This is a genomic window from Empedobacter sp. UBA3475 (assembly GCF_002378465.1).
In the GTDB taxonomy this organism is placed as follows: Bacteria; Bacteroidota; Bacteroidia; order Flavobacteriales; family Weeksellaceae; genus Empedobacter; species Empedobacter falsenii_B.
In genome coordinates this window covers 1-23,270 of sequence record NZ_DFRA01000068.1, presented here as the reverse complement: position 1 = coordinate 23,270, position 23,270 = coordinate 1, and the positions used below count along the sequence as shown (strand labels likewise).

The window sequence follows — 23,270 nt, the reverse complement described above, 5'->3', positions numbered from 1 at the left end:
ATTTTAATAATTCGTATCCCCTCCTTCAAGACCAACTGTATTTGATTCTTTTACAGTTTTTTTAATAACATTTTTATCATCATTGTTATTTTTCGGTTGATTTATTTCTTTTTCGATGATTTGTGTAGGTGATCTATCTACAGTATTAATTTGTGGCTGGTTTTCTTCAATTTTTTGATTTTCAGTAGTTTTTTTCTTAGTATTACGCAATTTATCCAACAAACGTTTTGCTTGCTTAGCTTCTTCAGTTCCGTCATAAGCAGTAATTACAATTTCTAAAGCTTGTTCAAAATCGCTATCTTTTCCCGTTTGTTTGATTACATAAGCATTTAATAAAGCAAATTTAGCAATGATAATTTCAGTAGGAAATTTTACAATTGCTTCTTGTACTTTTTTCTTTACGTCATCATATTTTTTATCTTGATACAACGTGTATGCAACTTTGTAGGCTTCTAAAGCTTCTTTTGTTTCAGCAGTGATGTATTCAACTTCTGGATTAAGAATATAACCTGCATAAATCGTATTTGGATATTTTGTTAGAATGATATTTTTGTATTCATCTTCTAATTTTTGATCACGATTTTTATAAATACGATACAATTGATAAGTCGCTTTTAATAACACATCTTCCGATTTTGGAGGCGAAGCAACCAAGGCTTTCAACTCTTTTCCAGCTAATTCTGAGTTATTGAAAATATCAAAATATCCAGTACCTAAAGACAATTGCGTTGTATCTCTCACAACTTTCAACTCATTCAATGCTTTTTGAGAAGTTGGAATTTGATCTAAATAATAATCAAGTTCAAAACGTCTTGGATCGCCAGCAGCAATTTGCCCTGTCAATTCATTCTGTTTATCCTCAATTGCAGTACTTATCGCATTCGAATTTCTCCAATTATCTTTTAAGGAAATTCCTCCCCAAATACGTTGGAATTCTTGCTGTCCAGTCGATTTTAAATTTTGATTATAGAAATAGAATTTTCCTTTATCAGCATTATTAAAACTCGTCGTAAAACTTGCTGTTTTATTCTCTAACTGAAAAGTTTCCATTTCTTTTTGCTCTTCTATAGCTTGCTTTTCTTCTTTTTTCTTTAATTTTTCAATATAATCTGTGAAGAATTTTGATTGATCTTCTTTTGGAAGTGCTGCAAGTTTTAGAATTGAATCATTTTTCTGAACTAAATAATGTTTTTCCATCAATTTTTTCAAAACATCATTTCGTTTCTGAATACGCGTTTGATCTTCTGGCAAATTATAACTTGTTTGTGCCGAATCATAATAAGCCGATGCGTAAACATAATCGTTTTGCTTGAACTTTATATCACCATAATTTTCGAAAGCGCGCCCACGAATATAAGGATCAGACATTGGTTCCTTCAAACTCAATTTTGCATATTCTACAGCATCATCCATTTTGTCAGCTCGAAAAGCCATTTCAGAAATTCCGTAATATAACTCGTTTTTCTTCGATGCATAAATTCCTTTATTCGAGATGTCCAACAAGTTTTGCTTGTAATTTCCGTAATTATTAATTTTTGGATCAAAATTAGCTGCAATCGCCAACTGCGATTTGATTTCCATATCAAATCCAGGCTTCATTTTATAAACTTGCGTGAAAGCTTCACCAGCCTCTTGTTGTTTTCCTAATTTAGAAAAAACTTGTCCTAACGTATAAAATATTCGAACTCGTTCATCTTTATTTGTAGAAAAATATTCGGCTTTTTGCAATGGATCAAGTGCTTCTTCGTACTTTTTTTGATCAATTAAAAATTGAGCATAGGTACGCGCAATCATTGTTTTTAATTCTTTACTTTTATACGGATCGTTTTCGTAAAGTTTTTGCAAAGTTTCAGCTCCATCAAAGTAATTTCCTCCTTTTATTTCGGAAACAGTTTTGTAAACATGCGCTTCTTGAGCGTATTTAGAATCTTTGAAATTTTTGACAACATAGTTTAAAGCATCAAGCGCTTCAAAGTATTTTTTTTGATAAAATAATGATTTTCCAATCAATAAATAAGCGCGACCCATCAAAGGATTATTTTCTTTTCCTTTAATTAACATCGAATGTTTTTCGATTGCTTTCGAAGCTTTTGCCTCTACAGCAGTAAATCCAACAGGTTTTTCTACTTTATCTTGATTATTTCGATTTCCACTTCCAATACCAAAATTGGGCGTATTAAATTCACCTAAATTAGCAGAGTCCGAAACAGAAAAATATTCTATTCCAATAGGTAAAATTTTCGAGTAATTTTCTACATAATTTGTTTGTAGTTCTGTGTTCTTTTTTTCTAACTCATCCTCAGCATTGAATACTCCATTAAACCACGATGTCATCTTGTGATATTGTCGGTTTTTGAAACTATTTTTTTGCGTAGAACAGCCGATTAAAAAACTTGCGGCGAAGATACTCAGTACAATCTTTTTCATGATAGCGAATAAAAACAAATCTACAATAAAACGTTCGATTAGAAAAAATCTTGTATCCCTCGAAAAAATAAGATAATTTTATGTGGAATAGAAATAATAGAGAAGCGACTTTTTACGGGATGATTATAAAATGATAGCTAACGTTTTAGCTTTAATGTAATTAGTGATTTGACTAAGAAAAATCATTGCAATTGTTGTTAAATTATTTAGAATATTCGTTTAAATTCGACCAATAATAATGTTTTAAAGGAACAGCATGAAAGCTTTTTTAGCGAAAATTTTTGCAAAATACATTGTCAATAAAGAACAAAAGTGGATAAATAATCCGCTGGAAACACAAGACAAAATTCTAAATGAATTGATTGTTGCTGCAAAAAATACAAAGTTTGGAGTTGATCATCATTTTGAATCAATCAAAAATTATGAAGATTTCAAATCGCAAGTTCCAATCAACGATTACGAAGGGTTGAAACATTATTTTGATGAGGTAATTGAAGGGAAACCTAATATTCTATGGCCTGGAAAACCTCTTTATTTAGCTAAAACTTCTGGAACTACTTCTGGTGCAAAATATATTCCGCTTACAAAAGAATCCGTTCCTTCGCATATAAATTCTGCTCGAAATGCTTTATTGTTTTATATTAATGAAACAAAGAACTCTAATTTTGTTGACGGAAAAATGATTTTCTTGCAAGGAAGTCCAATTCTCGAAGATAAAAATGGTTTGAAAGTTGGTCGACTTTCTGGAATTAGTGCGCATTTTGTTCCAAATTATTTGCAAAAAAATCGTTTACCATCTTATGAAACAAATGTGATTGAAGATTGGGAAACAAAAGTGCATAGGGTAGTGGATGAAACGGTGAAAGCTGATATGACGCTGATTTCTGGGATTCCGCCTTGGTTGATTATGTATTTTGAACGATTGATTAAAGTTTCTGGAAAAGAAAACGTTCAATCTATTTTTAAGAATTTACAACTAATGGTAACAGGAGGTGTAAATTATGAACCTTATCGTGATAAAGTGAATCAACTAATTGGTCGAAAAATAGATTGTATTCAGACTTATCCTGCTTCAGAAGGGTTTATTGCGTATCAAGATTCTCAAAAAAATGATGATTTATTGCTTTTATTGAATAATGGAATTTTTTATGAATTTGTTCCAGTTGAAGAGTTTTTTGATGAAAATCCAACCCGAATTTCATTGAAAGATGTTGAAGTAGGAAAAGATTATGTTCTAATTCTCAATACAAACGCAGGTTTGTGGGGATATAATATTGGTGACACAGCTCGTTTTACCTCGATAAAACCTTATAGAATTGTTGTTTCTGGTCGAATTAAACATTATACATCTGCTTTTGGTGAGCATGTAATTGGTCACGAAGTGGAACAGGCGTTGCAAAAAACTTTAGAAAAATATCCAGCGAGTGTAAATGAGTTTACAGTTGCGCCTCAAGTCAATCCAGCAGAAGGTTTGCCTTATCACGAATGGTTAATAGAATTTGATCAAAAACCACAAGATATAACTATTTTTAATCAAGAATTAGATACACAAATGCGTCGCCAAAATACGTATTACGATGATTTAATTACGGGAAATATCTTGCGTCCGCTTGTCGTTTCTGAGGTTAAAACAGAAGGTTTTCAGCATTATATGAAATCGATAGGGAAATTAGGTGGACAAAATAAAGTTCCTCGTTTGTCTAATAATCGCGAAATTGCAGATGAATTTTACAGTCTAAACTTAATTACTACAAATTGAACACACACACAACAATAGATAAAATGATTTACAAAACGGTAAAAAGTTCATTGGTAACTTTTTCGCAATTAATGCTTCCATCACATTCCAATTTTAGTGGAAAAATACACGGTGGATTCATTCTTTCTCTACTCGATCAAATTGCATTCGCATGTGCTTCCAAATATTCTGGAAAATACTGTGTTACGGCGTCTGTGGATAGAGTAGATTTCTTAACGCCAGTAGAAGTAGGAGAATTATTAACGCTAAAAGCATCGGTAAACTATGTCGGAAGAACGTCAATCGTCGTAGGAATTCGAGTAGAAAGTCAAAATATCCAAACAAGTGAAATTAAACATTGTAATTCGTCTTATTTTACGATGATATGCAAAGAAGAAAATGGTGAAAAAGCAGAAGCTCCAAAATTAATTTTGAAGAATCTGAACGAAGTTCGACGCTTTTATAAAGCTTTGCATCGAATTGAAGAACATACAAAAGCAAAAGAACAAATAAAAGATCCGATTGATTATAAATCGCAAGATTTAATTGATCATTTATTGGATAATCATTTCGTGAAAATAGAACTAGATTAAAGTTTTTACATCATTAATAAATAACTCAATTCTGAAAATGAATTGAGTTATTTTGTTTATAGGGTTTTGATAAATAGTTTATATTTTATCTCCTAATTGTTATGCTCCAAAAAATTGATTATTGAATTTGAGTGGCATTACTAAATTGCAAATTATTTAATTTTAAGAAAATTAGGCATTGTATTTGTTTTATCGATTCTTAATATCAAAACCAAACTTTTTATTTAATTCATTATTATGAAAACTCTCTTCAAATTTTTATTACTATTCATTGCAAGTACAACTATTTCATTTGCTCAATCTTCTGGTTTAAATAGTCAATTAATACAAACAAATTTTACTGAAAATAGCTCTAAATCTTCAAATCCTATTAGTTTTGCTGTAGCAGGAAGTGTATTTGTTTTAGCTTTTTGTGCTTTTCGTTTCAGAAAAAAAATTGTCTAAAACGAAACAAATCATTTTTTCGAAATCAGAAAAACGATTTAATTTCTAAATTTGTAAAATGAAATATTTATTCATTTTACTTGTATTGTTAGTGCTGTTTGTTATTTACAAAAAATTAAAAACAGTTCCAATTGAAAAACCACTTCCGAAAGAAGAAGAACCAAAAATATCGTTTTTAAAAATTGAAAAAAATGATGATTTGATTGATGATTCTAATCAACAAATTTCAGAATTTCAAGTAAAAATAGATTCGGTAACAAAGAAAAAAAATACATTAGAATTCTTAATTTCTATTCAAAATAATACCGAAAAAACAGTTCGTATAAATATCGTTGAAGCTGATTTTTATTCAAATTTTTCTCAAAAAAAAATCAAAGCTGATGTTACATTTTATGGAGAATTGGCAATGGGGACAAATGATATTTTATTGAAAAATACCATTTTACCTGATTCTCACGTTATCCGAAATATTTATTTTTTCGAAACAGATTTAATTCATTTTAATCAAAACGATTATCTGGAAATTGATATAGAAATTAATGGAGAACATCATCAGTTCAAAAACTATTTTCATCAAACAACTTTCGAATCGATTAAATACATTCAGTAATCTGATTTTTTGATTTGAATTGTAAGGCTTAATTTTGCATTTCAGAATTTAGAGATATGAAACATATACAATTGATGCTTGGAAGCTTGATGCTTTTTGGATTAACAGCTTGTCAAACACCAAAAATAGTTACTGAACAACAACCAGTTCAGCAAAAAAGTTTGCAAGTTGATGGTAAAATTTATGCTGCATTTTTTCAACAACGTGCTGCTGAATATCAAGCCTTAAGCCAGCAAGCTTATAATGTTGCTAAAATGAGATTGGATGAAGCAATTGCGACAAAAGGCGCAAAACCTTTAGCGATTGTAACGGATATTGACGAAACTTTTTTGGATAATTCGTACTATGCAGTAGAAATGGCGCGTCAAGGAAAAACGTGGTCGCAAGAAACTTGGGCAAATTGGACGTCGAAAGGAATTGCAACTCCTTTGGCTGGTTCTCAAGAGTTTTTTCAGTATGCAGCGAGTAAAGGTGTTCAGATTTTTTACGTTACAAATCGATACGAAGTAGAGCGTCCTGGAACTTTGGCAAATTTAGAAAAATACAATTATCCAATTCAAAGTGCTCAGAATTTGATTTTGAGAAGTAAAGAAAGTAGCAAAGAAGCACGTCGTCAAAATATTTCGAAAGATTATGACATTGTTTTATTGTTAGGAGATAGTTTAACAGATTTTTCTTCTTTATTTGATAATCATAAATCTGAAAAAGAAAGAGCGGCAGCTGTAGAAACTTTAAAATCTGAATTTGGAAAACGATTTATTGTATTGCCGAATGTTGGATATGGAGATTGGGAATCTGCAATATTTGATTACAAATATGACTTGACGCAAGAGCAAAGAGATTCGATTATATACGAAGCTGCGAGAGAAACTCCTGTGAAATAAAGAATAAATACACAATGAAAACTGTCTTAATCGGACAGTTTTTTTTTGATTTATAAAAAAGTGAGAAATTAAATTTTAAATACATTTAACATGTTTTTGTTAAAAATAATCTATTAATTATTATTTGATCTGTAAAAAAATAATATTTATTTATTGAATATATAGTTTTTTTCTTTGTGCTGTATAATATTTAAGCATTCACCTATTTGTAAATTAAACTATAAATAACCTATATTTATAAGCTGGTTGTTTAGGCAATCATCAACCAATATTTAAAAAAAAATTATATCAAAACACATGAGTCAATCACAAAAAACTAATTGGGGTCAATTTATCCCACTGGTTACAGTATTCTTCTTTTGGGGATTCGTAGCGGCAAGTAATGAAATTTTAATTCCAGTTTTTAAAAAATCATTTGATTTATCCCAAGCCGAAAGTCAATTAGTCGCAGTAGCTTATTATATAGCTTATACGGTTGGAGCTTTAATTTATATGGGCGTTTCATTATTAGCTAAACAAGATTTAATCAATAAATTTGGGTATAAGAATTCATTATCTTTTGGACTTCTTTTATCAGCTATTGGAACGCTTTTTTTTATTCCAGCAGCCAATACAGGATCATTTCCTTTAATGTTAACAGGTTTGTTTACTGTAGGTCTAGGTTTTTCGTTGCAACAAACTGTTGCTAATCCGCTTGCAATTGCTTTAGGAGATGCAAGTACTGGATCTCAACGTTTAACATTAGCTGGAGGTATTAATAACTTAGGAACTACAATTGGACCTTTAATTGTTGCTTATGCAATTTTTGGTGCAGGAGGAGAAGGAGAAACAACTTTGAGTATAGAAGCAGTTAAAATTCCATATTTGTGTTTGGGTGTTGCTTTTTTAGCTGTTGCTATTTTCTTGAAATTTTCGTCTTTACCAAATCATCCAGAACAAGAAGAGGATAGTGCGATTGCAACTTCAAAAAATGATAAATCATCAGCCTTAAAATATCCTCAATTATTATTAGGAATGCTTGCGATCTTCTTATATGTAGGTGTAGAAGTTTCTACTGTAAGTAATTTACCAGCATATATGCACAATGAATTAGGGTTCGATATACAAGGAGTAACACCATATGTTTCGTTATATTGGGCAAGTATGATGATTGGTCGTTGGGGTGGTGCAGCAGAAGCATTTGGTTTAGATAAGACAAAAACATTGGCTCTTAAATTTATAGCACCTTATTTAGCTTTTGGGATTTTCTTATTAGTTAATTACATTGCAGGGCATGATTTGAAACCATTTTATCTATATAGTGTAATTATTTTAATAATGATTTTAGCTTCTTTATGGACAAATGGAAACCCTGCTAAAATGTTATTAACTTTCTCAATTATTGGAATTGTAGCATTATTAATCGGAATGAATACAACTGGTTTAGTCTCTATTTATTCTATTACAAGTGTTGGTTTGTTCTGTAGTACATTATGGCCTTGTATTTTTGCATTAGCAATTAATGGTTTAGGAAAAAACACTTCGCAAGGAAGTAACTTCTTAATTATGATGATTATGGGAGGAGGATTAGTAAGTATATTCCAAGGGTATATTGCAGATTTATCAACTGTTCATTCTAGTTATATTGTTTGTATTTTATGTTTTGTGTATCTTGTATTTTATGCAATTGCAACGCCTAAAATTCTTAAAAAACAAGGAATAAATCTTGGTGAAGTTAAATCTGAAGGAGGACATTAGGAAGATTTAATATTTAGTAATTTAATAAAAGGCTGTTTTATAATTTATTATAAAACAGCCTTTTCAGTTATTGAATTAATATAATAGGTGAAGGGACAAGAGAAACAACAAATTACAACATTTTGACAAGGTTCTAGAAAATATTCTAATTAGAATAATTCAAATACCACTACCCAGACAGCATCGCTATAAATCTATTTACTGGTCTAGGGATTAGTGCTAATGGAGAAAATTATATTACTGCTCAAAAAATAAATTAGTGAGTTAATAAAAAACTCAACCATTTGGTTGAGTTTTTTATTTCTTACGATATGCCAATATTTTATCAATACGATTACCGTCTTTGTCTACAATTTCTAGTGTCAAATCTTCTACTTCTACCTTATCACCAACATTTGGAATGGTTTCGTATTTATCTAAGAAAATTCCAGCAACGGTAACATATCTATTTTCGATGTCTTCGTCGATATCAATCTCAAAAAACTTCTCGAATTCATAGATCGAAAATTGCCCATCGATCAACCATGTACCATCTTCACGTTCTACGATTTCGTAATCTTCGTCTTGGTTCTCTGGTGTATCACCAACCAATTCGTCCAAAATATCGTTTATTGTTACAATTCCAGCCGTCGTACCATATTCGTCTAAAATAATGGCAAAATGTGCTTGTGAATTCTGTAACATTTCCAACAAAGGATAACTAAACGAATTTTCATTGACAAAAATAGGTTTGTGTATAAATTTTTTCAGGCTAAAATCTTCCTTACTTACACCAAACATATCTTTTAGTTTCAAGATACCAACGATTTCGTCCAGATTATTGTTCTTCGTAACAGGGTAGGCTGAATATTTATTTTTCTTAACTTTTGCACGTGCTTTCTCATAATCATCTGAAATATCTAATGAAGCAATTTCCGAACGATGCGTTGCTAACGTGTTCACACGACGATCTCCAAGCTCGAAAACACGTTCTAAGATTTCGTGTTCTTTTTCCTGAATTTCACCACCTTCTGTACTTTCTTTGATGATATTTTTAATTTCTTCTTCCGAAACAACTTCGCTGCTATCGTCTTTAATACCAAACAATTTTAAGAAAAAATTATTGGTAACTGTTAACAACCAAACGAATGGAGAAGTGATGATAGATAACCATTTCATCGGTTTCGAAACAATAGTAGAAACCATTTCAGGAAATTTCATTCCCAAACGTTTTGGTAATAATTCGCCAAATACAATCGAAAAATAAGTGATGATTACTACCATAATAATTGGAGAAAGTGTTTTGGCGTAAGGTGCAATGAAAGAAATAGATGTTAAAAATTCTGTTAAATTTGCAGTTAGTTTATCACCCGAGAAAACCCCTAATAAGATACCAATAAGGGTAATTCCGATTTGTACGGTTGATAAAAATTTGTTCGGATTCTCAGCAAGTTCTAAAGCCGTTTTAGCACCAGAACTTCCTTTCTTCATTTGATTTTCTAATTTGAATTTTCTTGACGAAACAAGTGCCATTTCTGACATGGAAAAAATTCCGTTCAATAAAATCAATACGATTATTATAACAATCTCCACTTTTATTCTTTAATTTTGATAAAAATAAACCAAAATCTAATACTTACCATAATGTCTCAATTTAATATTATGAAATTTTCTTATTTAATTTTACTTGCTTTTATGCTAAATGCTGGTTGTGCTTTCGGTAACAGCGATCAAACTCCAGAAGAAACAGATACTATTTTACCTACTTTTACAACGGCTGAATTGATTGGTAAAGGCAACCCTACGATGGTTGGAAATGGGTATAAATTGTTGCCAGTAGTTGCAAAACAATTTGAATTAATGAAAGCTGATGCACAAAAAGCAGGTTTTAAAATACAAGTGATTTCGAGCTATAGAAATTATACGTATCAAAACGGAATTTGGGAGCGCAAGTATAAAGCAAATCAAGCGAAGAAAATTGCAGCGAAAGAAAACATCGAAAAGATTATTGAATATTCTACCATTCCAGGAACTTCTCGTCACCATTGGGGAACTGATTTGGATATTATAGACGGAACGCGCGGAATACCAGCAGATCCGTTGAATGAGAAACATTTTAACGAAGGAGGATCAATGCATAAATTTAAACTTTGGTTAGATGAAAATGCATCTAAATATGGTTTTTATTTGGTGTACACGGATAATTCAGCGAGAAAAGGATTCAAATATGAACCGTGGCATTTTACGTATAAAGCGATTTCTGAACCGATGTTACAAGCTTATAAAAAGCTTGATATTAAAAAGGTTTTACAAGAAAATAAATTGTTAGGAAGCGAAAATTTTACAGATGATTTTATCGAAAAATATCGAAAAGAAAATATTTTGGATATAAATCCTGTTATTAAATAGTTAAAGCTCCTTTTTGGAGCTTTTTTTGTGGTATCTTTAAATAAAATTTAAGAGATTATACTTTCTGATGAGATTAACATTTTTCATATCGTTATTTTTGAGCATGAGTTTACTAACTTTTGCCAAACAATCGATTGTGAAAGATTTGGATGGCGATGGAAAGTTTGACAAGGTTTCAATTAATTTTGAAACGAATAAAATAGAGTTTTTACTTTCTGATACTGAATATAAAAAGCAGAGTAGTTTAGCTTTTAATGAATTGGATCGTAATACGAAGATTGAGGAAACAAAGAAAGGTTTCAAGATTATCAATAAAATAGGAGATGTTTTGTTTACATCTTATTTTCGATACAATCGTCAGACAAAAAAGATTGAATTATCTGCCATAAAACGTTCAATAGTTTCGGATGATTATTCGAAAGAAAATGGCGAATCAACTTTTATTACAGCTACAAAAGAGTTTATTGCGAAATGGAATAGTTTGGATAAATCATCAAATAAAGTGATTGCTTTACCAACGCTAAAAACTAAAATTGATTTGGATGTTATTTCTTTGAATGATTTTAATGATGCATTTCTGAATAAATTTAATCAACAAAGTTTGACTTTTTATAAAGCTGAAATCTCCAAGCAAAAATAATTATTGCTCCAAATCTATTGTTCTGAATGTTAGATTAATTCGTGGCGAATTTACTTTTTTAGTAGGAGGTAAGCGATGCAGCCAATAATCTTGTGTTTCATTTTTCATAACTAATAAACTACCACTTGCAAGATTTAAAGCAATTACTTCTTTAGTTTCTTTATGTTTAAAACCAAATTTACGTTCAGCGCCGAAACTTAGCGAGGCAATTGCGCCATGACGTTTCAATTGTTTTTCACCATCACTATGCCAAGCCATCCCTTCGGAACCATCGTGATATAAATTTACCAAACAAGAATTATAAGTTTCGCCAGTTTTTTCCTCAGCTAATTTTTTTAATTCAAGTAAAGTATCAGTCCAAGGCAAAGCTGTTTTCATGATTTTGGAATAGGTATAAGCAAATGGAAAATCTCCATACCAAGCAATTTTTCGTTTAGTTTCTATCAATTTTCCAAATATTATTGCTTGATCGTTTTTCCATTCAATTTCATTTAATAATATAGAATAATAATGATGCGCTTTTTCATCGGTCATAATTTGTCCAAAATAATTTACAGTTCCATCTTTTGGAAGTAGATTTTGTTGTCCGTCAAATAAATCGTTAAAAAGATCCATTTATAGTTTTATATGATCAAAAATAAGGAATTTAGATTTAATTCAGTTAATGTAATGTGCAGATAAATAAAGTTTTACTAACGTTTGTTATTTAAAATTTAATATTGAATAAGTCAAAAAAAAATTGGATTATATAATTTTTTATTTATTTTTATTTAACCAAAATTTAACACAATATGAATAAATTGATTTTTAAGAACACAATTAAGTTCTTCCTTGTAAGTAGTATTTTACTTCTTGTTTCTGTCTTTTTAAAAATGTTAAGTGTAGATCATGCGGATTTTATCTTGAACATCAGTTTCTCGGTTACAATTATTTCGCTTATCGCTGTAATGATGAGTTATAAGACTATAAGGGGGAAAAACAATTTTTCTATGGATTAATTTTTACGTATTAATTTAATTAATAATTTTGGTTGTTTATTTGTGAAAAGATAAACAACCAACTATTGTTATTTTAATAAACTGCCTCAGCGATTCTTTTTGTATTTATAGAATTACTCATTGTATAAAAATGTAATCCAGGAACACCAAAATCGATCAACTCTTTACATTGTTGAATACACCATTCAATTCCGATTTCCTTGATTCGTTCCTTATCTTTCGACTTCAAAACTTCCATTGCCAAAGCTTCTGGTAAGTCCAAATAGAAATTTTGTGGAATCGACGTTAGTTGATTGAAAGTTGTCAAAGGTTTTATACCCGGAATAATCGGAATATTAATATCCATTTCGCGACATTTTTTAACGAAATCAAAATATTTCTGATTATCAAAAAACATTTGCGTCACGATATAATCAGCTCCCAATTCCACTTTCTTTTTCAAATAATACAAATCCATTGCAAGATTTGGTGATTCGAAATGCTTCTCAGGATAACCCGCTACACCAATACAAAAATCCATTGCATGCGATTCTTGTAGTTCGTCGTCTAGATAATTTCCTGTATTCAAAGCAGTAATTTGCTCAATCAATTCCGAAGCATTTGCATGTCCACCAACTTCAGGAACAAAAGATTTTTCCGATTTTATAGGATCTCCACGTAAAACCAAAAGATTGTCAATTCCCAAGAAATTCAAATCGATTAACGCATCTTCTGTATCTTCTTTTGTAAATCCACCACAAATCAAATGCGGAATTGCGTCTATCTTATAATGATTCTGTATTGCAGCACAAATTGCAACTGTACCAGGACGTTTTCGTACCTGATAACGTTTCAATAACCCATTTTCTTTCTGTTTGTAAATATACTCTTGACGATGATAAGTTACATCGATAAAAGCTGGATTTAACTCAACTAACGGGTCTAAAGTTTTGAACGTCGCATTGACATCTTGTCCTTTCAAAGGCGGTAAAATCTCTACAGAAAATAATGGTTTTCCGTTTGCGCGTTCTATATGTTCGGTAACTTTCATTCTTTATTTTATCGTTTAGCGAAGTTCGAATCTCGAATTTCGATTATATATTTTCTTTTATATGGGCGTTTCCTTCGGGCGGGCTTTTCGTTACAATCTTTTTTGTTAATTTCGACTTCGTCCAATCAACAAAAAAGGATTTTCACTACAATCCCTAACGCATTTTTTTATTTTGTTCTACGTTCGTTGTCATTCCGAGCTTGTCGAGGAATCTGAGATTCTTTATTTCGAAATGCTCATTTTGAATGATAAATTTTATTTTTACTTAACGCTTTTACGCCAAATTAGGACTCAACCAACGTTCAGCTTTATCAAGTTCTATATTTTTACGTTTCGCAAAATCTTCAACCTGATCCAATTTTATTTTACCAACTCCGAAATATTTTGCTTCTGGATTTCCAAAATAATAACCCGAAACAGATGAAACTGGATACATCGCCAACGAACTTGTTAACTCAATCCCTGCATTTTTCTCTACATCCAAAATTTTGAAAATTGTTTCTTTTTCTAAATGGTCAGGACATGCAGGATAACCAGGAGCAGGGCGAATTCCTTTATATTTTTCTGAAATTAATTCGTCATTTGATAAAGTTTCATCTTTCGCATAACCCCAAACTTCTGTACGAACATATTTGTGCAAATATTCTGCATAAGCTTCAGCTAGACGATCGGCAATTGCTTTCACCATAATCGAATTGTAATCATCTAAATTTGTTTCGTAAGCATTAGCAACTTCTTCAATTTCATGACCAGCTGTGACAGCAAATGCACCGATATAATCTTGAATTGCTGAATCTTTCGGCGCAATAAAATCAGCAATCGAAATATTTGGTTGTTTTTTCGATTTTTTCGCTTGTTGACGAAGTGTATAAAACTCCTCTATTTTATTATTATTTTCATCAAACAATTCAATCGTATCATCGTTTACTGTATTCGCTTTAAAAAGTCCAAAAACAGCTTTCGGTTTAGCTAAATTTTCAGCTTCAATTTTATTTAACATTGACAAAGCATCTACATATAGTTCTTTGGCATTTGTTCCGACAATTTCATCATCTAAAATCGCAGGAAATTTACCATGTAAATCCCATGTTTTGAAAAATGGCGTCCAATCGATAAAATCTCTTAATTCAGAAACTGTTGTTTGATGTGTAAAAACACCTAATTTATTTGGTTTAAAAGGTTTATTTTCTTCAAAATCAACTTTTAATTTGTTTTTTCGAGCATCTTCAATCGATAGATATTCCTTTGATACAGCGCGATTCAAGAAACCTTCTCTAATTTTTGTATAATCAGTAGTAGTTTCTGTTAGCAATTCCGCCTGTTGATTTCCAATCAATTTTTGACAAATCGTAACCGAACGCGAAGCATCTAAAACATGAATTGCTTTGTCATATTCTGGTGCAATTTTTACAGCTGTATGCGCTTTAGAAGTTGTTGCGCCACCAATCATCAATGGAATATCAAGATTAAGGCGTTTCATTTCTCTGGCAACATGCACCATTTCATCTAAAGATGGAGTAATCAATCCAGAAAGACCAATCACATCGACATTATTTTTTTGCGCTTCGTCTAAAATTGTTTCAGAAGAAACCATTACGCCTAAATCGATAATCTCGAAACCATTACAGCTTAAAACGACTGAAACAATATTTTTTCCGATATCGTGAACATCACCTTTTACAGTTGCCATCAAGATCTTAGAAGGCTCTTTGTCTGTTTTATTTCTAAGTTTTTCTTCCTCTAAAAATGGCGTTAAATAAGCAACAGATTTTTTCATTACGCGAGCCGATTTCACTACCTGCGGTAAGAACATTTTACCACTTCCGAAAAGATCTCCAACGACATTCATTCCGTCCATCAAAGGACCTTCAATAACACGTAATGGAGAACCAATTTTTTCCAAAGCTTCTGCAGTATCTTCGTCAATAAATTCTGTAATTCCTTTTACTAAAGAAATTTCAATACGCTTTTCCAAAGGTAATTCGCGCCAAGTATCATCTTTCTTTTTCTCTTTTGTAACACCTTTTAGATGTTCGGCAAAATCAATCAAACGCTCTGTTGCATCGTCACGTCGATCCAATAAAACATCTTCAACGTGCTCTAATAAATCTTTTGGAATATCATCGTAAATCTCAATCATTTCTGGATTGACGATTCCCATATCCATTCCGTGTTTGATGGCGTGATATAAAAACGCCGTGTGCATCGCTTCACGAACCGCATTGTTTCCACGGAAGGAAAACGAAACATTCGAAACTCCACCCGAAACTAACGCATGTGGAAGATTTTCTTTGATCCATTTTGTTGCATCAAAAAAATCGATGGCATTACGGCGATGTTCTTCCATTCCTGTTGCAACTGGGAAAATATTCACATCAAAAATGATATCTCTTGGATTGAAATTTACTTGATTTACCAAAATATCATACAAACGTTTTACGATTTCGATTCGACGTTCATAATTATCCGCTTGACCTTTCTCATCAAACGCCATAACCACTGTTGCAGCACCGTAACGTTTAATTTTCTTCGCATGTTCGATAAATAATTCTTCTCCCTCTTTTAAAGAAATTGAGTTGACAATCGCTTTACCTTGAACATTTTTTAGACCAGCTTCAATAATTTCCCATTTCGAAGAATCAATCATAATTGGAACTTTCGAAATATCAGGTTCAGAAGCAATCAAACGCAAATATTTTACCATAGAAGCTACACCATCAAGCATACCTTCATCCATATTGATATCGATAATTTGCGCGCCACCATCCACTTGGTCACGTGCAACCTGAAGTGCTTCTTCAAATTTTTCTTCTTTGATTAATCGCAAGAATTTTTTAGAACCAGTTACATTTGTACGTTCGCCAACGTTTACAAAGTTTGAATTTTCTCGTACAATTAAAGGTTCTAATCCAGAAAGTTGAATTTTTACGCCTGACATTGTTCACTAATTTTTCGAGGTTCGTATTCTTTTGCTAAATCTGCCATCAATTTGATATGATCTGGTGTAGTTCCACAACATCCACCCAAAATATTAACCAATTTTTTATCTAAGAAAGGTTTGATAAAATCTCGCATCATTTCAGGAGTTTCATCGTATCCACCGAAAGCGTTTGGTAAACCAGCATTTGGGTATGCGCTGACATAAAATGGTGCTTTTTCGGCTAATACTTCTAAATATGGAATCAAATCTGTTGCACCTAAAGCACAATTTAACCCAACTGAAATTAAATCAATATGTTCTAATGAAATCAAGAAAGCTTCTGTTGTTTGTCCAGAAAGTGTACGTCCAGATTTATCTGTTATTGTACCAGAAGCCATTAGAGGAACGTTGATTCCTGTTTTTTCTATCGCATCTTGAATTCCATAAAATGCTGCTTTTGCATTTAAAGTATCAAAAATAGTTTCGACAAGTAAAATATCTGCACCAGCTTCTAACATTGTTTTTGCTTGACGATAATATACATTTGCCAATAAATCAAAATCCACATCGCGATAACTAGGGTCATTTACTTGTGGCGAAATAGAGGCTGTCTTGTTGGTTGGACCTAAAGATCCAACTACAAAACGAGGTTTATCTGGGGTAGAAAACTCTTCACAAGCTTCTTTTGCTAAGCGAACGGCTTCGTAATTTAATTCATCAACCAAATCAACCATATCATAATCAACCATAGAAATAATATTGGCATTGAACGTATTTGTTTCGATTAAATCTGCACCAGCAGCCAAATATTCTCGGTGAATATCTTTTATGATTTGAGGTTGGGTTAAAACCAATAAATCGTTATTTCCTTTTAAAGAAGTATGAAAATCCTTGAATCGTTCTCCACGATAATCTTCTTCTTGTAAATTGTGCTTTTGGATCATCGTTCCCATTGCACCATCTAAAATAACAATACGCTCTTTTAGTATATCGTCTAATTTCATTCTAAATATTTTAAAAGCCTTATGGGAAGAAGTGTGAGGTAAGTCCTTATCTTTCTCTATTTGAGTAGGATTTAGCACCCAACTATACTTTGGGTTGCTAAGATTTCAACGGGCCTATTCCCTCCATCTTTCTTTATAAAGCTATGTGCAAAATTATTTAAAGTATTGAGAATAAAAAAATCAAGATTGAAAAAAACGAGTTCGAAACTTGGTTCATAGAAATAATTTTTGTTTGAAATAGTTCAAAATCTCTAATAGGTCATTTTTGAAATTTATTTTAGAAAATATTTCTTTAAAATTACTATTTTAAAGAAATAATATTTTAATTAGTTATTGAAAATTGTAGTTTTTAGAATATTTTTAATAAAAATAGGGTTTTATTAAAAATTATTAAGATTTGTTTTTTCTTTTAATTGTATTTTTTAGAAAATTATTTTTGTCTATAAATATTTATAGAATAAAATTCATTATTTGTGTATTTTTATCTATAATTACGGAAAATATTAAATTAAAGAAATGAAATTAATTTGGATATATAGAATTCTTTCGCCTAAATTTGTCCTCAGAAATAGTTCATTAAAATTTACATTTTATCAAGAAAAGTGGAGGGAAATGGCCCAAAGAAACTTTAGCAACCTGATTAATGAATCAAGGTGCTAAATCCATCCTTATAGGAAAGATGAATAAAAACTACTGTAAACCAATCTTCAATAATATTCTTTATTCAAAATGGTTCAATTGTTTTTATGCGATTGAACCATTTTTTTTCTTCACTTTTCTTTGGTAAATAATTAAAAACAAAACAAATAAATGAAAAAAATAAATATCGGATTGTTCGGATTTGGAGTTGTAGGAGAAGGAATTTACAAGGTATTGGAAGAAAAACCACAATTGAATGCTGCAATTAAAAAAATTGTAATTAAAGATAATTCTAAATCTAGAAATGCTCCGTCTGAATTATTTTCGACTAATGCGGATGATATTTTAAATGACGATGAAATAAATGTTGTTGTTGAGTTAATTTCGGATGCTGATGCGGCACATGATATCATTATAAAAGCGTTCAATAAAGGTAAACATGTGGTAAGTGCAAATAAAAAATTGATTGCAGATCATCACAAAGAATTATTGGATTTGCAAGCACAAAACAATGTTTCTTTTCTTTATGAAGCCTCTGTTTGCGGGTCAGTTCCGATTATTAGAAATCTAGAAGAATATTTTGATAACGATTTATTGAATTATGTATCTGGAATTGTAAATGGGACAACAAATTACATTTTGACGAAAATGGCGAATGAAAATGAGTCGTATCAAGATGCCTTAAAAGCAGCGCAAGAAAGTGGTTTTGCAGAAGCTGATCCAACGGCTGATGTAGAAGGTTTTGATGCGTCGAGTAAATTAGCAATTATTACGTTGCATGCTTTCGGTAAAAAGATTGATGTTGATCAAGTTATTCGAAAAGGAATTACTTCATTGAAAGTTGAAGATTTTAAATACGCAAAAGAAAAAAATTATACAATAAAGTTGATTGCTAATTCTAAAATTAATCATCAAACGGGTGAAATTACATCAACAGTTTTGCCAACTTTTGTTGAATTAAATAAAACAATTGCGCTTGTGAATAACGAATATAATGGAGTTTTGATTGGAAGTTCGCTTTCAGATGAGCAATTTTTATATGGAAAAGGAGCAGGGCGTTTCCCAACTTCTTCGGCTGTTTTGAGTGATATTTCTGCGTTGAAATATGATTATCAATATTCGATTCGAAAATATGAAAACAAAGAAGAAGGAGTTTTTAATCAAACAGGAAAGAAGCGAATTTATATCGGTTTTGAGAATCAAGCAGATGATGTTTCAAATATTTTTGATGAAATAGAAGAACGTTATCAGAGTAAAAATTACAATCATATTGTTGGTGTGATTGATATAGAAAAGCTCAAACAAAAAGAGACTATTGAAAATCCAAAACTTTCGATAATTGCGTTTGAGTAAATTTTTGTGATTAAAAAGCCTCAATATTAATTGAGGCTTTTTTGTAAATCTAAAAATTAAGGTTTTTGTAAATACTTTTCCAATAAAAGTTTTAGGGGTTTATTTTTAATTAATCCAGTATAAGTCATTTCAATTTTATAATCTTTTGAGATTAAAACCCAATATGGATAACTAATTTGTTCATTTTTATCAATGAATTCTTCTAAAAATAGGTGAGTTTTTTTATTCGATTTAGGTTCATATTTTTTGTTTAAAAAGATAATAGATTCATTTGTTTCTGCTTCAAATTCAATAAAATAAATGTCATTATTTAGAATTTGAAGTAATTCTTTATCCTTTTTTAATTGTTTCTTTTGAATCATACAGTAACTACACCAATTTGTCGAAAAATAAAGTAGAATTGGTTTAGGATTTTCATTAGAAATTGAATTAAATTTTTCTAATGAAATCTGTGCTTGGAGATTCAATGATGATAAAATGAATATGAAGTACCAGATTTTCATTAACGTAAATTGTATCGAACACCTATAAAACCTCTTGTTCCCTGCATAGGTGTATAGCTGTAATCATTTGGTTCAAAAATAACATCGTTTCTTCCTTTAGGAGGAGTAACGCCATTTCCAGGTTCTCCGAATGGGTCCCACCAACGAGCAATAACATCGCCTTTTGGTAAAACATTAAAAATATTTTTGATTCCACCATAGATTTCAATATTATTCTTAAATGATTTACTTAATTGAATATTTGCAATAACAGTTGGTTTTGAATATTCTGGTCGATAATCATTTTCTACTTGAGGTAATTTCATTTTGTCATTATAATTGGCGGTTAAATCAACAGTAAAACCTTTTTTGAATGTATAACTTGCTAAGAAATTTCCAGACCATTTTGGTGCATGATATTGAACTTCTTTTTCTCCATCTTCTTTTTTGTATACATCCATATAGGTTGCGCCAAGCATTATTTTTAGAGGAAAGTCAAATGTTGCATCTATGTTTAAAGAAACTCCTTGAGATATTGCGTGTCCATCTAAATTGTCATAGATAATCTTTGTTTCGTCAGTATCTGTATCAGCAATAATTTTGTTTGTGAAATAAGAATAGAATGTTGTAAAATCAAAGTTTAAAGCGGTGAAAGAAGTTGGTAGTTTGAATACATAATTAATATTTCCATTATATGATTTTTCAGGTTTTAATTCATTTTCAAAAACTACTTGTCTAGCTCCAGTTAATGCACGATGATCTTCTGTGAAGACATTCACAACACGAAATCCCGTACCAAAACTTGCTCTTAAAGTATGATGAGATGAAGGTGAAAATTTGTATGCAATTCTTGGAGAATGTATTCCTTTATGTGTTTTATCATAATCAAATCGATAACCAAGTAATAATTTGTTTTCAGAATTTAATGTCCATTCGTCTTGTACAAAAATACCAGGAATCTGTGTATTCATTGGGTTATTCTTGATTAGATTATTATCCTCATCATATTCTCCAGTACCTCTTGTGTTATCATCATAATAAGTATATTTAAATGAAGATCCTAAAAGTAAGCTATGTTGTCCAATTATCTTATCCCAATAAGCTTGAGCAAAAATAACTTGTTGTTTTCCTTGATAAGATTCTGGACCATAAAATGAATTCTGTTGATGAAAATTATAAGAAAATTGAGTCATTATTTTTTCTTTTATAGGTAATTGATACATTCCTATCGCTTCAAAACGATTTGTCATAATACTTTCGGCATAAACTTCGTCACTTCCTCTGTGTAGTTTTCTTTTCCAATTCATTTGACCTCCCCATCTATCTTCGTATAAATAACGTAAAGCAACTGATGCTGTTCTATTTTTTTGACGTTCAAAATCAAATTTATTGAATAACGTGATGCGATCTTGTAACGTTACATCCGTAAAACCGTCGTTATTTTTATCTTTCTTATTACCATATTTAAAGTAATTAAAACCAAATAAACTATTTACCTTTTCTCCTAAATTGTATTTGTATCCACCATCAAGATTGGTTTCCAACCAAGAAGTTGTAAAAGCATCCAAAGATAATTTTGGAGCAGATTTAGGAGATTTCGTAATTACATTAATTATACCACCCATGGCTTCTGTTCCATAAAGGGAAGATGCTGGTCCTTTTACAACTTCTATTCGTTCTACCAAAGAGTTCGGAATTCCGCTCAAACCATAAACAGTAGATAAAGAAGAAACAATTGGCATTCCGTCAATTAAAATCATGGTATATGGACCTTCCATTCCGTTAATATGAATATCACCTGTGTTACAAACATTACAGTTTAGTTGTGGTTGAACACCATTTATTAATTGTACAGCGTCAAATAATGAAGGTGTTGGATTTTTTTGAAAAAACTTTGGTGTATAGATTTCAATTGGAACTGGACTATCAGATTTTCTTACAGCTTTCATTGTTCCTGTAATTACAATCTCATCTAAATTTTCTGAAGAATCTTCCATATAAATAGAATCTTTTTGTTCCTGAGCATTTGATAGAATGGAGGTTAAGGTGATGAATAAATAAAATGTTGTTTTCATGTTAAGTAAAATTTATAATCAAATTAAAAAGTTAGACAAATCTAACAAAAATATTATTAAAAATGAATTTTTAAATTTTACTTAATTTTCAACTATATTTGTTTCCATGAATTCATTGGTCGAAGAAAATTACCTAAAAGCATTATTTCATCTTTCTGAAAATGGGAAAGGAGAAGTGAATGTGAAGGATTTGAGTAAGCATTTGGAAATAAAAATGCCTACTGTAAACAGTATGATGAAAAAATTAGCTGAAAAAGAATTGGTGATTTATGAATCGTATAAACCACTTCGGTTATCTGATAAAGGAATTCTGAAAGCTTCTTTGATTGTAAGAAAACACCGATTAACAGAGATGTTTTTGGTAGATAAAATGGGATTTGGTTGGGAACAAGTTCATGAAATTGCTGAGCAAATAGAACATATTCAAAGTCCAATTTTTTTCGATAAAATGGACGAATTATTGAATTTTCCTAAATTAGATCCGCATGGTTCTCCAATTCCAGATAAAAATGGAAAAATAGAAATTATCAATTACAAAAAATTGGCCGAATTTAAAGAAGGTGATAAAGTAGAAATATGCGCTGTTATTGGTTCTTCTGATGAATTTTTGAAGTATTTGAATTCAAAAAATATTCATTTGAATGATGAAATTGAAATCATTTCTGTTGAAGATTTTGATGGAACAATGAAGGTTAAGTTCCTAAAATCAAATGAAATTGAAATATTTAGTAATCATGTGACTTCAAGATTATTAGGTAGATAATGGTTTTTAATTTATAAAAAGAAAAAAGCAAGTTATTTAACTTAAAAAAGCAAGTTATTTAACTTGCTTTACAATTATTCCGCTTTTCCTTTTATTCTGAAAATTTTTCGAGAAGAAACTGGATCGTTAGATGTGATTGTTACAGATTTATTGAAATCTCCAGTCACAGAACCACTTGAATATTTAACGGTAATATCCGCAGATTTTCCTGGTTCGATAGGTGTTGTAGGATATTCAGGAACTGTACATCCACAAGAACCAACAACGCTTTTAAGAATTAAAGGTTTATCACCTGAGTTGGTTACTTTCATCTTAGCTGTTACTTCGGTATTCAACTTTATATTTCCAAATTGAATTTCTTCTTTTTCTAAACTAAGTGTTTGAGCAAATAAACTTGTAACGCCTAAAGCAAAAGCACCTAAAAACATTAATTTTTTCATGACGATAATTAATTTGTAACCAAAGTTAAAATAAATAATACAAAAAGTCTACCTTTTTTTGTATTTTAGTACTAAAATAATTAATATACCCGTAGTGCATTTAGG

Annotated in this window: 19 protein-coding genes and 2 riboswitches; of the genes, 10 read left to right on the top strand and 9 right to left on the bottom strand. The window is 30.7% G+C overall.

The window, feature by feature from the left end; translation table 11 throughout:
- Positions 1 to 3: 3 nt before the first annotated feature.
- Positions 4 to 2,334 (bottom strand): tetratricopeptide repeat protein, encoded by a 2,331-nt coding sequence (locus B3I31_RS13890; protein ID WP_291088180.1) that lies wholly within the window; start codon positions 2,332 to 2,334, stop codon positions 4 to 6.
- Positions 2,335 to 2,683: 349 nt separating this feature from the next.
- Between B3I31_RS13890 and B3I31_RS13885 the strand changes: the two genes are divergently transcribed.
- From B3I31_RS13885 to B3I31_RS13860, 6 genes are all read left to right on the top strand, one after another.
- Positions 2,684 to 4,186 (top strand): GH3 family domain-containing protein, encoded by a 1,503-nt coding sequence (locus B3I31_RS13885; protein ID WP_286496170.1) that lies wholly within the window; start codon positions 2,684 to 2,686, stop codon positions 4,184 to 4,186.
- Positions 4,183 to 4,758 carry an acyl-CoA thioesterase gene (locus B3I31_RS13880; RefSeq protein WP_376741545.1) on the top strand — a complete coding sequence of 192 codons (576 nt, stop codon included), beginning with the start codon at positions 4,183 to 4,185 and terminating at the stop codon, positions 4,756 to 4,758. The genes B3I31_RS13885 and B3I31_RS13880 overlap by 4 nt, the downstream gene beginning before the upstream one ends.
- Positions 4,759 to 4,995: 237 nt before the next feature.
- Positions 4,996 to 5,202, top strand: coding sequence for a hypothetical protein (locus tag B3I31_RS13875; RefSeq protein WP_125350324.1), 207 nt, complete (start codon positions 4,996 to 4,998; stop codon positions 5,200 to 5,202).
- 58 nt (positions 5,203 to 5,260) lie between these two features.
- Complete coding sequence (locus B3I31_RS13870) at positions 5,261 to 5,812, top strand: hypothetical protein (RefSeq protein ID WP_219035068.1); 552 nt, start codon at positions 5,261 to 5,263, stop codon at positions 5,810 to 5,812.
- A gap of 56 nt (positions 5,813 to 5,868) precedes the next feature.
- Positions 5,869 to 6,696 carry a 5'-nucleotidase, lipoprotein e(P4) family gene (locus B3I31_RS13865; RefSeq protein WP_125350322.1) on the top strand — a complete coding sequence of 276 codons (828 nt, stop codon included), beginning with the start codon at positions 5,869 to 5,871 and terminating at the stop codon, positions 6,694 to 6,696.
- 297 nt (positions 6,697 to 6,993) lie between these two features.
- A complete protein-coding gene (locus tag B3I31_RS13860; RefSeq protein ID WP_125350321.1) occupies positions 6,994 to 8,433 on the top strand; it encodes an MFS transporter in 1,440 nt (479 codons plus the stop codon).
- A gap of 297 nt (positions 8,434 to 8,730) precedes the next feature.
- On the opposite strand, the gene B3I31_RS13855 is transcribed toward B3I31_RS13860, so the two are convergent.
- Positions 8,731 to 10,005, bottom strand: coding sequence for a hemolysin family protein (locus B3I31_RS13855; RefSeq protein WP_125350320.1), 1,275 nt, complete (start codon positions 10,003 to 10,005; stop codon positions 8,731 to 8,733).
- A gap of 69 nt (positions 10,006 to 10,074) precedes the next feature.
- Here B3I31_RS13855 and B3I31_RS13850 point away from each other — a divergent pair, with 69 nt between their 5' ends.
- Complete coding sequence (locus tag B3I31_RS13850) at positions 10,075 to 10,821, top strand: M15 family metallopeptidase (protein ID WP_291088176.1); 747 nt, start codon at positions 10,075 to 10,077, stop codon at positions 10,819 to 10,821.
- Positions 10,822 to 10,924: 103 nt separating this feature from the next.
- A complete protein-coding gene (locus tag B3I31_RS13845) occupies positions 10,925 to 11,461 on the top strand; it encodes a hypothetical protein (protein ID WP_219035070.1) in 537 nt (178 codons plus the stop codon).
- Here B3I31_RS13845 and B3I31_RS13840 read toward each other — a convergent pair whose 3' ends face one another.
- The 4 genes from B3I31_RS13840 to B3I31_RS13825 all read right to left on the bottom strand — a co-directional run bounded on the left by B3I31_RS13840 (position 11,462) and on the right by B3I31_RS13825 (position 17,413).
- The gene (locus tag B3I31_RS13840) at positions 11,462 to 12,076 is read right to left on the bottom strand and encodes an alpha-ketoglutarate-dependent dioxygenase AlkB family protein (protein ID WP_219035071.1); all 615 of its coding nucleotides are present in this window, start codon (positions 12,074 to 12,076) and stop codon (positions 11,462 to 11,464) included.
- Between the two features lie 456 nt (positions 12,077 to 12,532).
- Positions 12,533 to 13,489: a methylenetetrahydrofolate reductase [NAD(P)H] gene (gene metF, locus B3I31_RS13835; protein ID WP_125350316.1), complete on the bottom strand. Its 957-nt coding sequence runs from the start codon at positions 13,487 to 13,489 to the stop codon at positions 12,533 to 12,535.
- Between the two features lie 274 nt (positions 13,490 to 13,763).
- Entirely contained in the window at positions 13,764 to 16,427 is a 2,664-nt protein-coding gene (gene metH / locus B3I31_RS13830; RefSeq protein WP_291059358.1) for a methionine synthase, read from the bottom strand.
- Positions 16,415 to 17,413 (bottom strand): homocysteine S-methyltransferase family protein, encoded by a 999-nt coding sequence (locus tag B3I31_RS13825; RefSeq protein ID WP_219035074.1) that lies wholly within the window; start codon positions 17,411 to 17,413, stop codon positions 16,415 to 16,417. Before B3I31_RS13825 ends, metH begins: the two co-directional genes overlap by 13 nt.
- A 43-nt stretch (positions 17,414 to 17,456) precedes the next feature.
- A riboswitch (SAM riboswitch) is annotated at positions 17,457 to 17,555 on the bottom strand.
- Positions 17,556 to 18,000: 445 nt separating this feature from the next.
- Positions 18,001 to 18,099: riboswitch (SAM riboswitch) on the top strand.
- A gap of 124 nt (positions 18,100 to 18,223) precedes the next feature.
- On the opposite strand from B3I31_RS13825, the gene B3I31_RS13820 reads away from it, so the two are divergent.
- Entirely contained in the window at positions 18,224 to 19,405 is a 1,182-nt protein-coding gene (locus B3I31_RS13820; RefSeq protein WP_221856801.1) for a homoserine dehydrogenase, read from the top strand.
- A gap of 56 nt (positions 19,406 to 19,461) precedes the next feature.
- Here the strand turns inward: B3I31_RS13820 and B3I31_RS13815 are convergent, their stop codons facing one another.
- The gene (locus tag B3I31_RS13815) at positions 19,462 to 19,908 is read right to left on the bottom strand and encodes a thioredoxin fold domain-containing protein (protein ID WP_125350313.1); all 447 of its coding nucleotides are present in this window, start codon (positions 19,906 to 19,908) and stop codon (positions 19,462 to 19,464) included.
- Positions 19,908 to 21,962 (bottom strand): TonB-dependent receptor plug domain-containing protein, encoded by a 2,055-nt coding sequence (locus B3I31_RS13810; protein ID WP_219035242.1) that lies wholly within the window; start codon positions 21,960 to 21,962, stop codon positions 19,908 to 19,910. Before B3I31_RS13810 ends, B3I31_RS13815 begins: the two co-directional genes overlap by 1 nt.
- 106 nt (positions 21,963 to 22,068) lie before the next feature.
- Here B3I31_RS13810 and B3I31_RS13805 point away from each other — a divergent pair, with 106 nt between their 5' ends.
- The gene (locus B3I31_RS13805) at positions 22,069 to 22,725 is read left to right on the top strand and encodes a metal-dependent transcriptional regulator (RefSeq protein ID WP_286496173.1); all 657 of its coding nucleotides are present in this window, start codon (positions 22,069 to 22,071) and stop codon (positions 22,723 to 22,725) included.
- Between the two features lie 74 nt (positions 22,726 to 22,799).
- On the opposite strand, the gene B3I31_RS13800 is transcribed toward B3I31_RS13805, so the two are convergent.
- Positions 22,800 to 23,165, bottom strand: coding sequence for a DUF1573 domain-containing protein (locus B3I31_RS13800; protein WP_038334454.1), 366 nt, complete (start codon positions 23,163 to 23,165; stop codon positions 22,800 to 22,802).
- Positions 23,166 to 23,270 lie beyond the last annotated feature (105 nt).

Coding starts and splice junctions, on each gene's coding strand:
- B3I31_RS13890 (WP_291088180.1), bottom strand. CDS start 2,334: ATGACATCGTGGTTTAATGGAGTATTCAATGCTGAGGATGAGTTAGAA.
- B3I31_RS13885 (WP_286496170.1), top strand. CDS start 2,684: ATGAAAGCTTTTTTAGCGAAAATTTTTGCAAAATACATTGTCAATAAA.
- B3I31_RS13875 (WP_125350324.1), top strand. CDS start 4,996: ATGAAAACTCTCTTCAAATTTTTATTACTATTCATTGCAAGTACAACT.
- B3I31_RS13870 (WP_219035068.1), top strand. CDS start 5,261: ATGAAATATTTATTCATTTTACTTGTATTGTTAGTGCTGTTTGTTATT.
- B3I31_RS13865 (WP_125350322.1), top strand. CDS start 5,869: ATGAAACATATACAATTGATGCTTGGAAGCTTGATGCTTTTTGGATTA.
- B3I31_RS13860 (WP_125350321.1), top strand. CDS start 6,994: ATGAGTCAATCACAAAAAACTAATTGGGGTCAATTTATCCCACTGGTT.
- B3I31_RS13850 (WP_291088176.1), top strand. CDS start 10,075: ATGAAATTTTCTTATTTAATTTTACTTGCTTTTATGCTAAATGCTGGT.
- B3I31_RS13845 (WP_219035070.1), top strand. CDS start 10,925: ATGAGTTTACTAACTTTTGCCAAACAATCGATTGTGAAAGATTTGGAT.
- B3I31_RS13840 (WP_219035071.1), bottom strand. CDS start 12,076: ATGGATCTTTTTAACGATTTATTTGACGGACAACAAAATCTACTTCCA.
- metF (WP_125350316.1), bottom strand. CDS start 13,489: ATGAAAGTTACCGAACATATAGAACGCGCAAACGGAAAACCATTATTT.
- metH (WP_291059358.1), bottom strand. CDS start 16,427: ATGTCAGGCGTAAAAATTCAACTTTCTGGATTAGAACCTTTAATTGTA.
- B3I31_RS13825 (WP_219035074.1), bottom strand. CDS start 17,413: ATGAAATTAGACGATATACTAAAAGAGCGTATTGTTATTTTAGATGGT.
- B3I31_RS13820 (WP_221856801.1), top strand. CDS start 18,224: ATGAAAAAAATAAATATCGGATTGTTCGGATTTGGAGTTGTAGGAGAA.
- B3I31_RS13815 (WP_125350313.1), bottom strand. CDS start 19,908: ATGAAAATCTGGTACTTCATATTCATTTTATCATCATTGAATCTCCAA.
- B3I31_RS13810 (WP_219035242.1), bottom strand. CDS start 21,962: ATGAAAACAACATTTTATTTATTCATCACCTTAACCTCCATTCTATCA.
- B3I31_RS13805 (WP_286496173.1), top strand. CDS start 22,069: ATGAATTCATTGGTCGAAGAAAATTACCTAAAAGCATTATTTCATCTT.
- B3I31_RS13800 (WP_038334454.1), bottom strand. CDS start 23,165: ATGAAAAAATTAATGTTTTTAGGTGCTTTTGCTTTAGGCGTTACAAGT.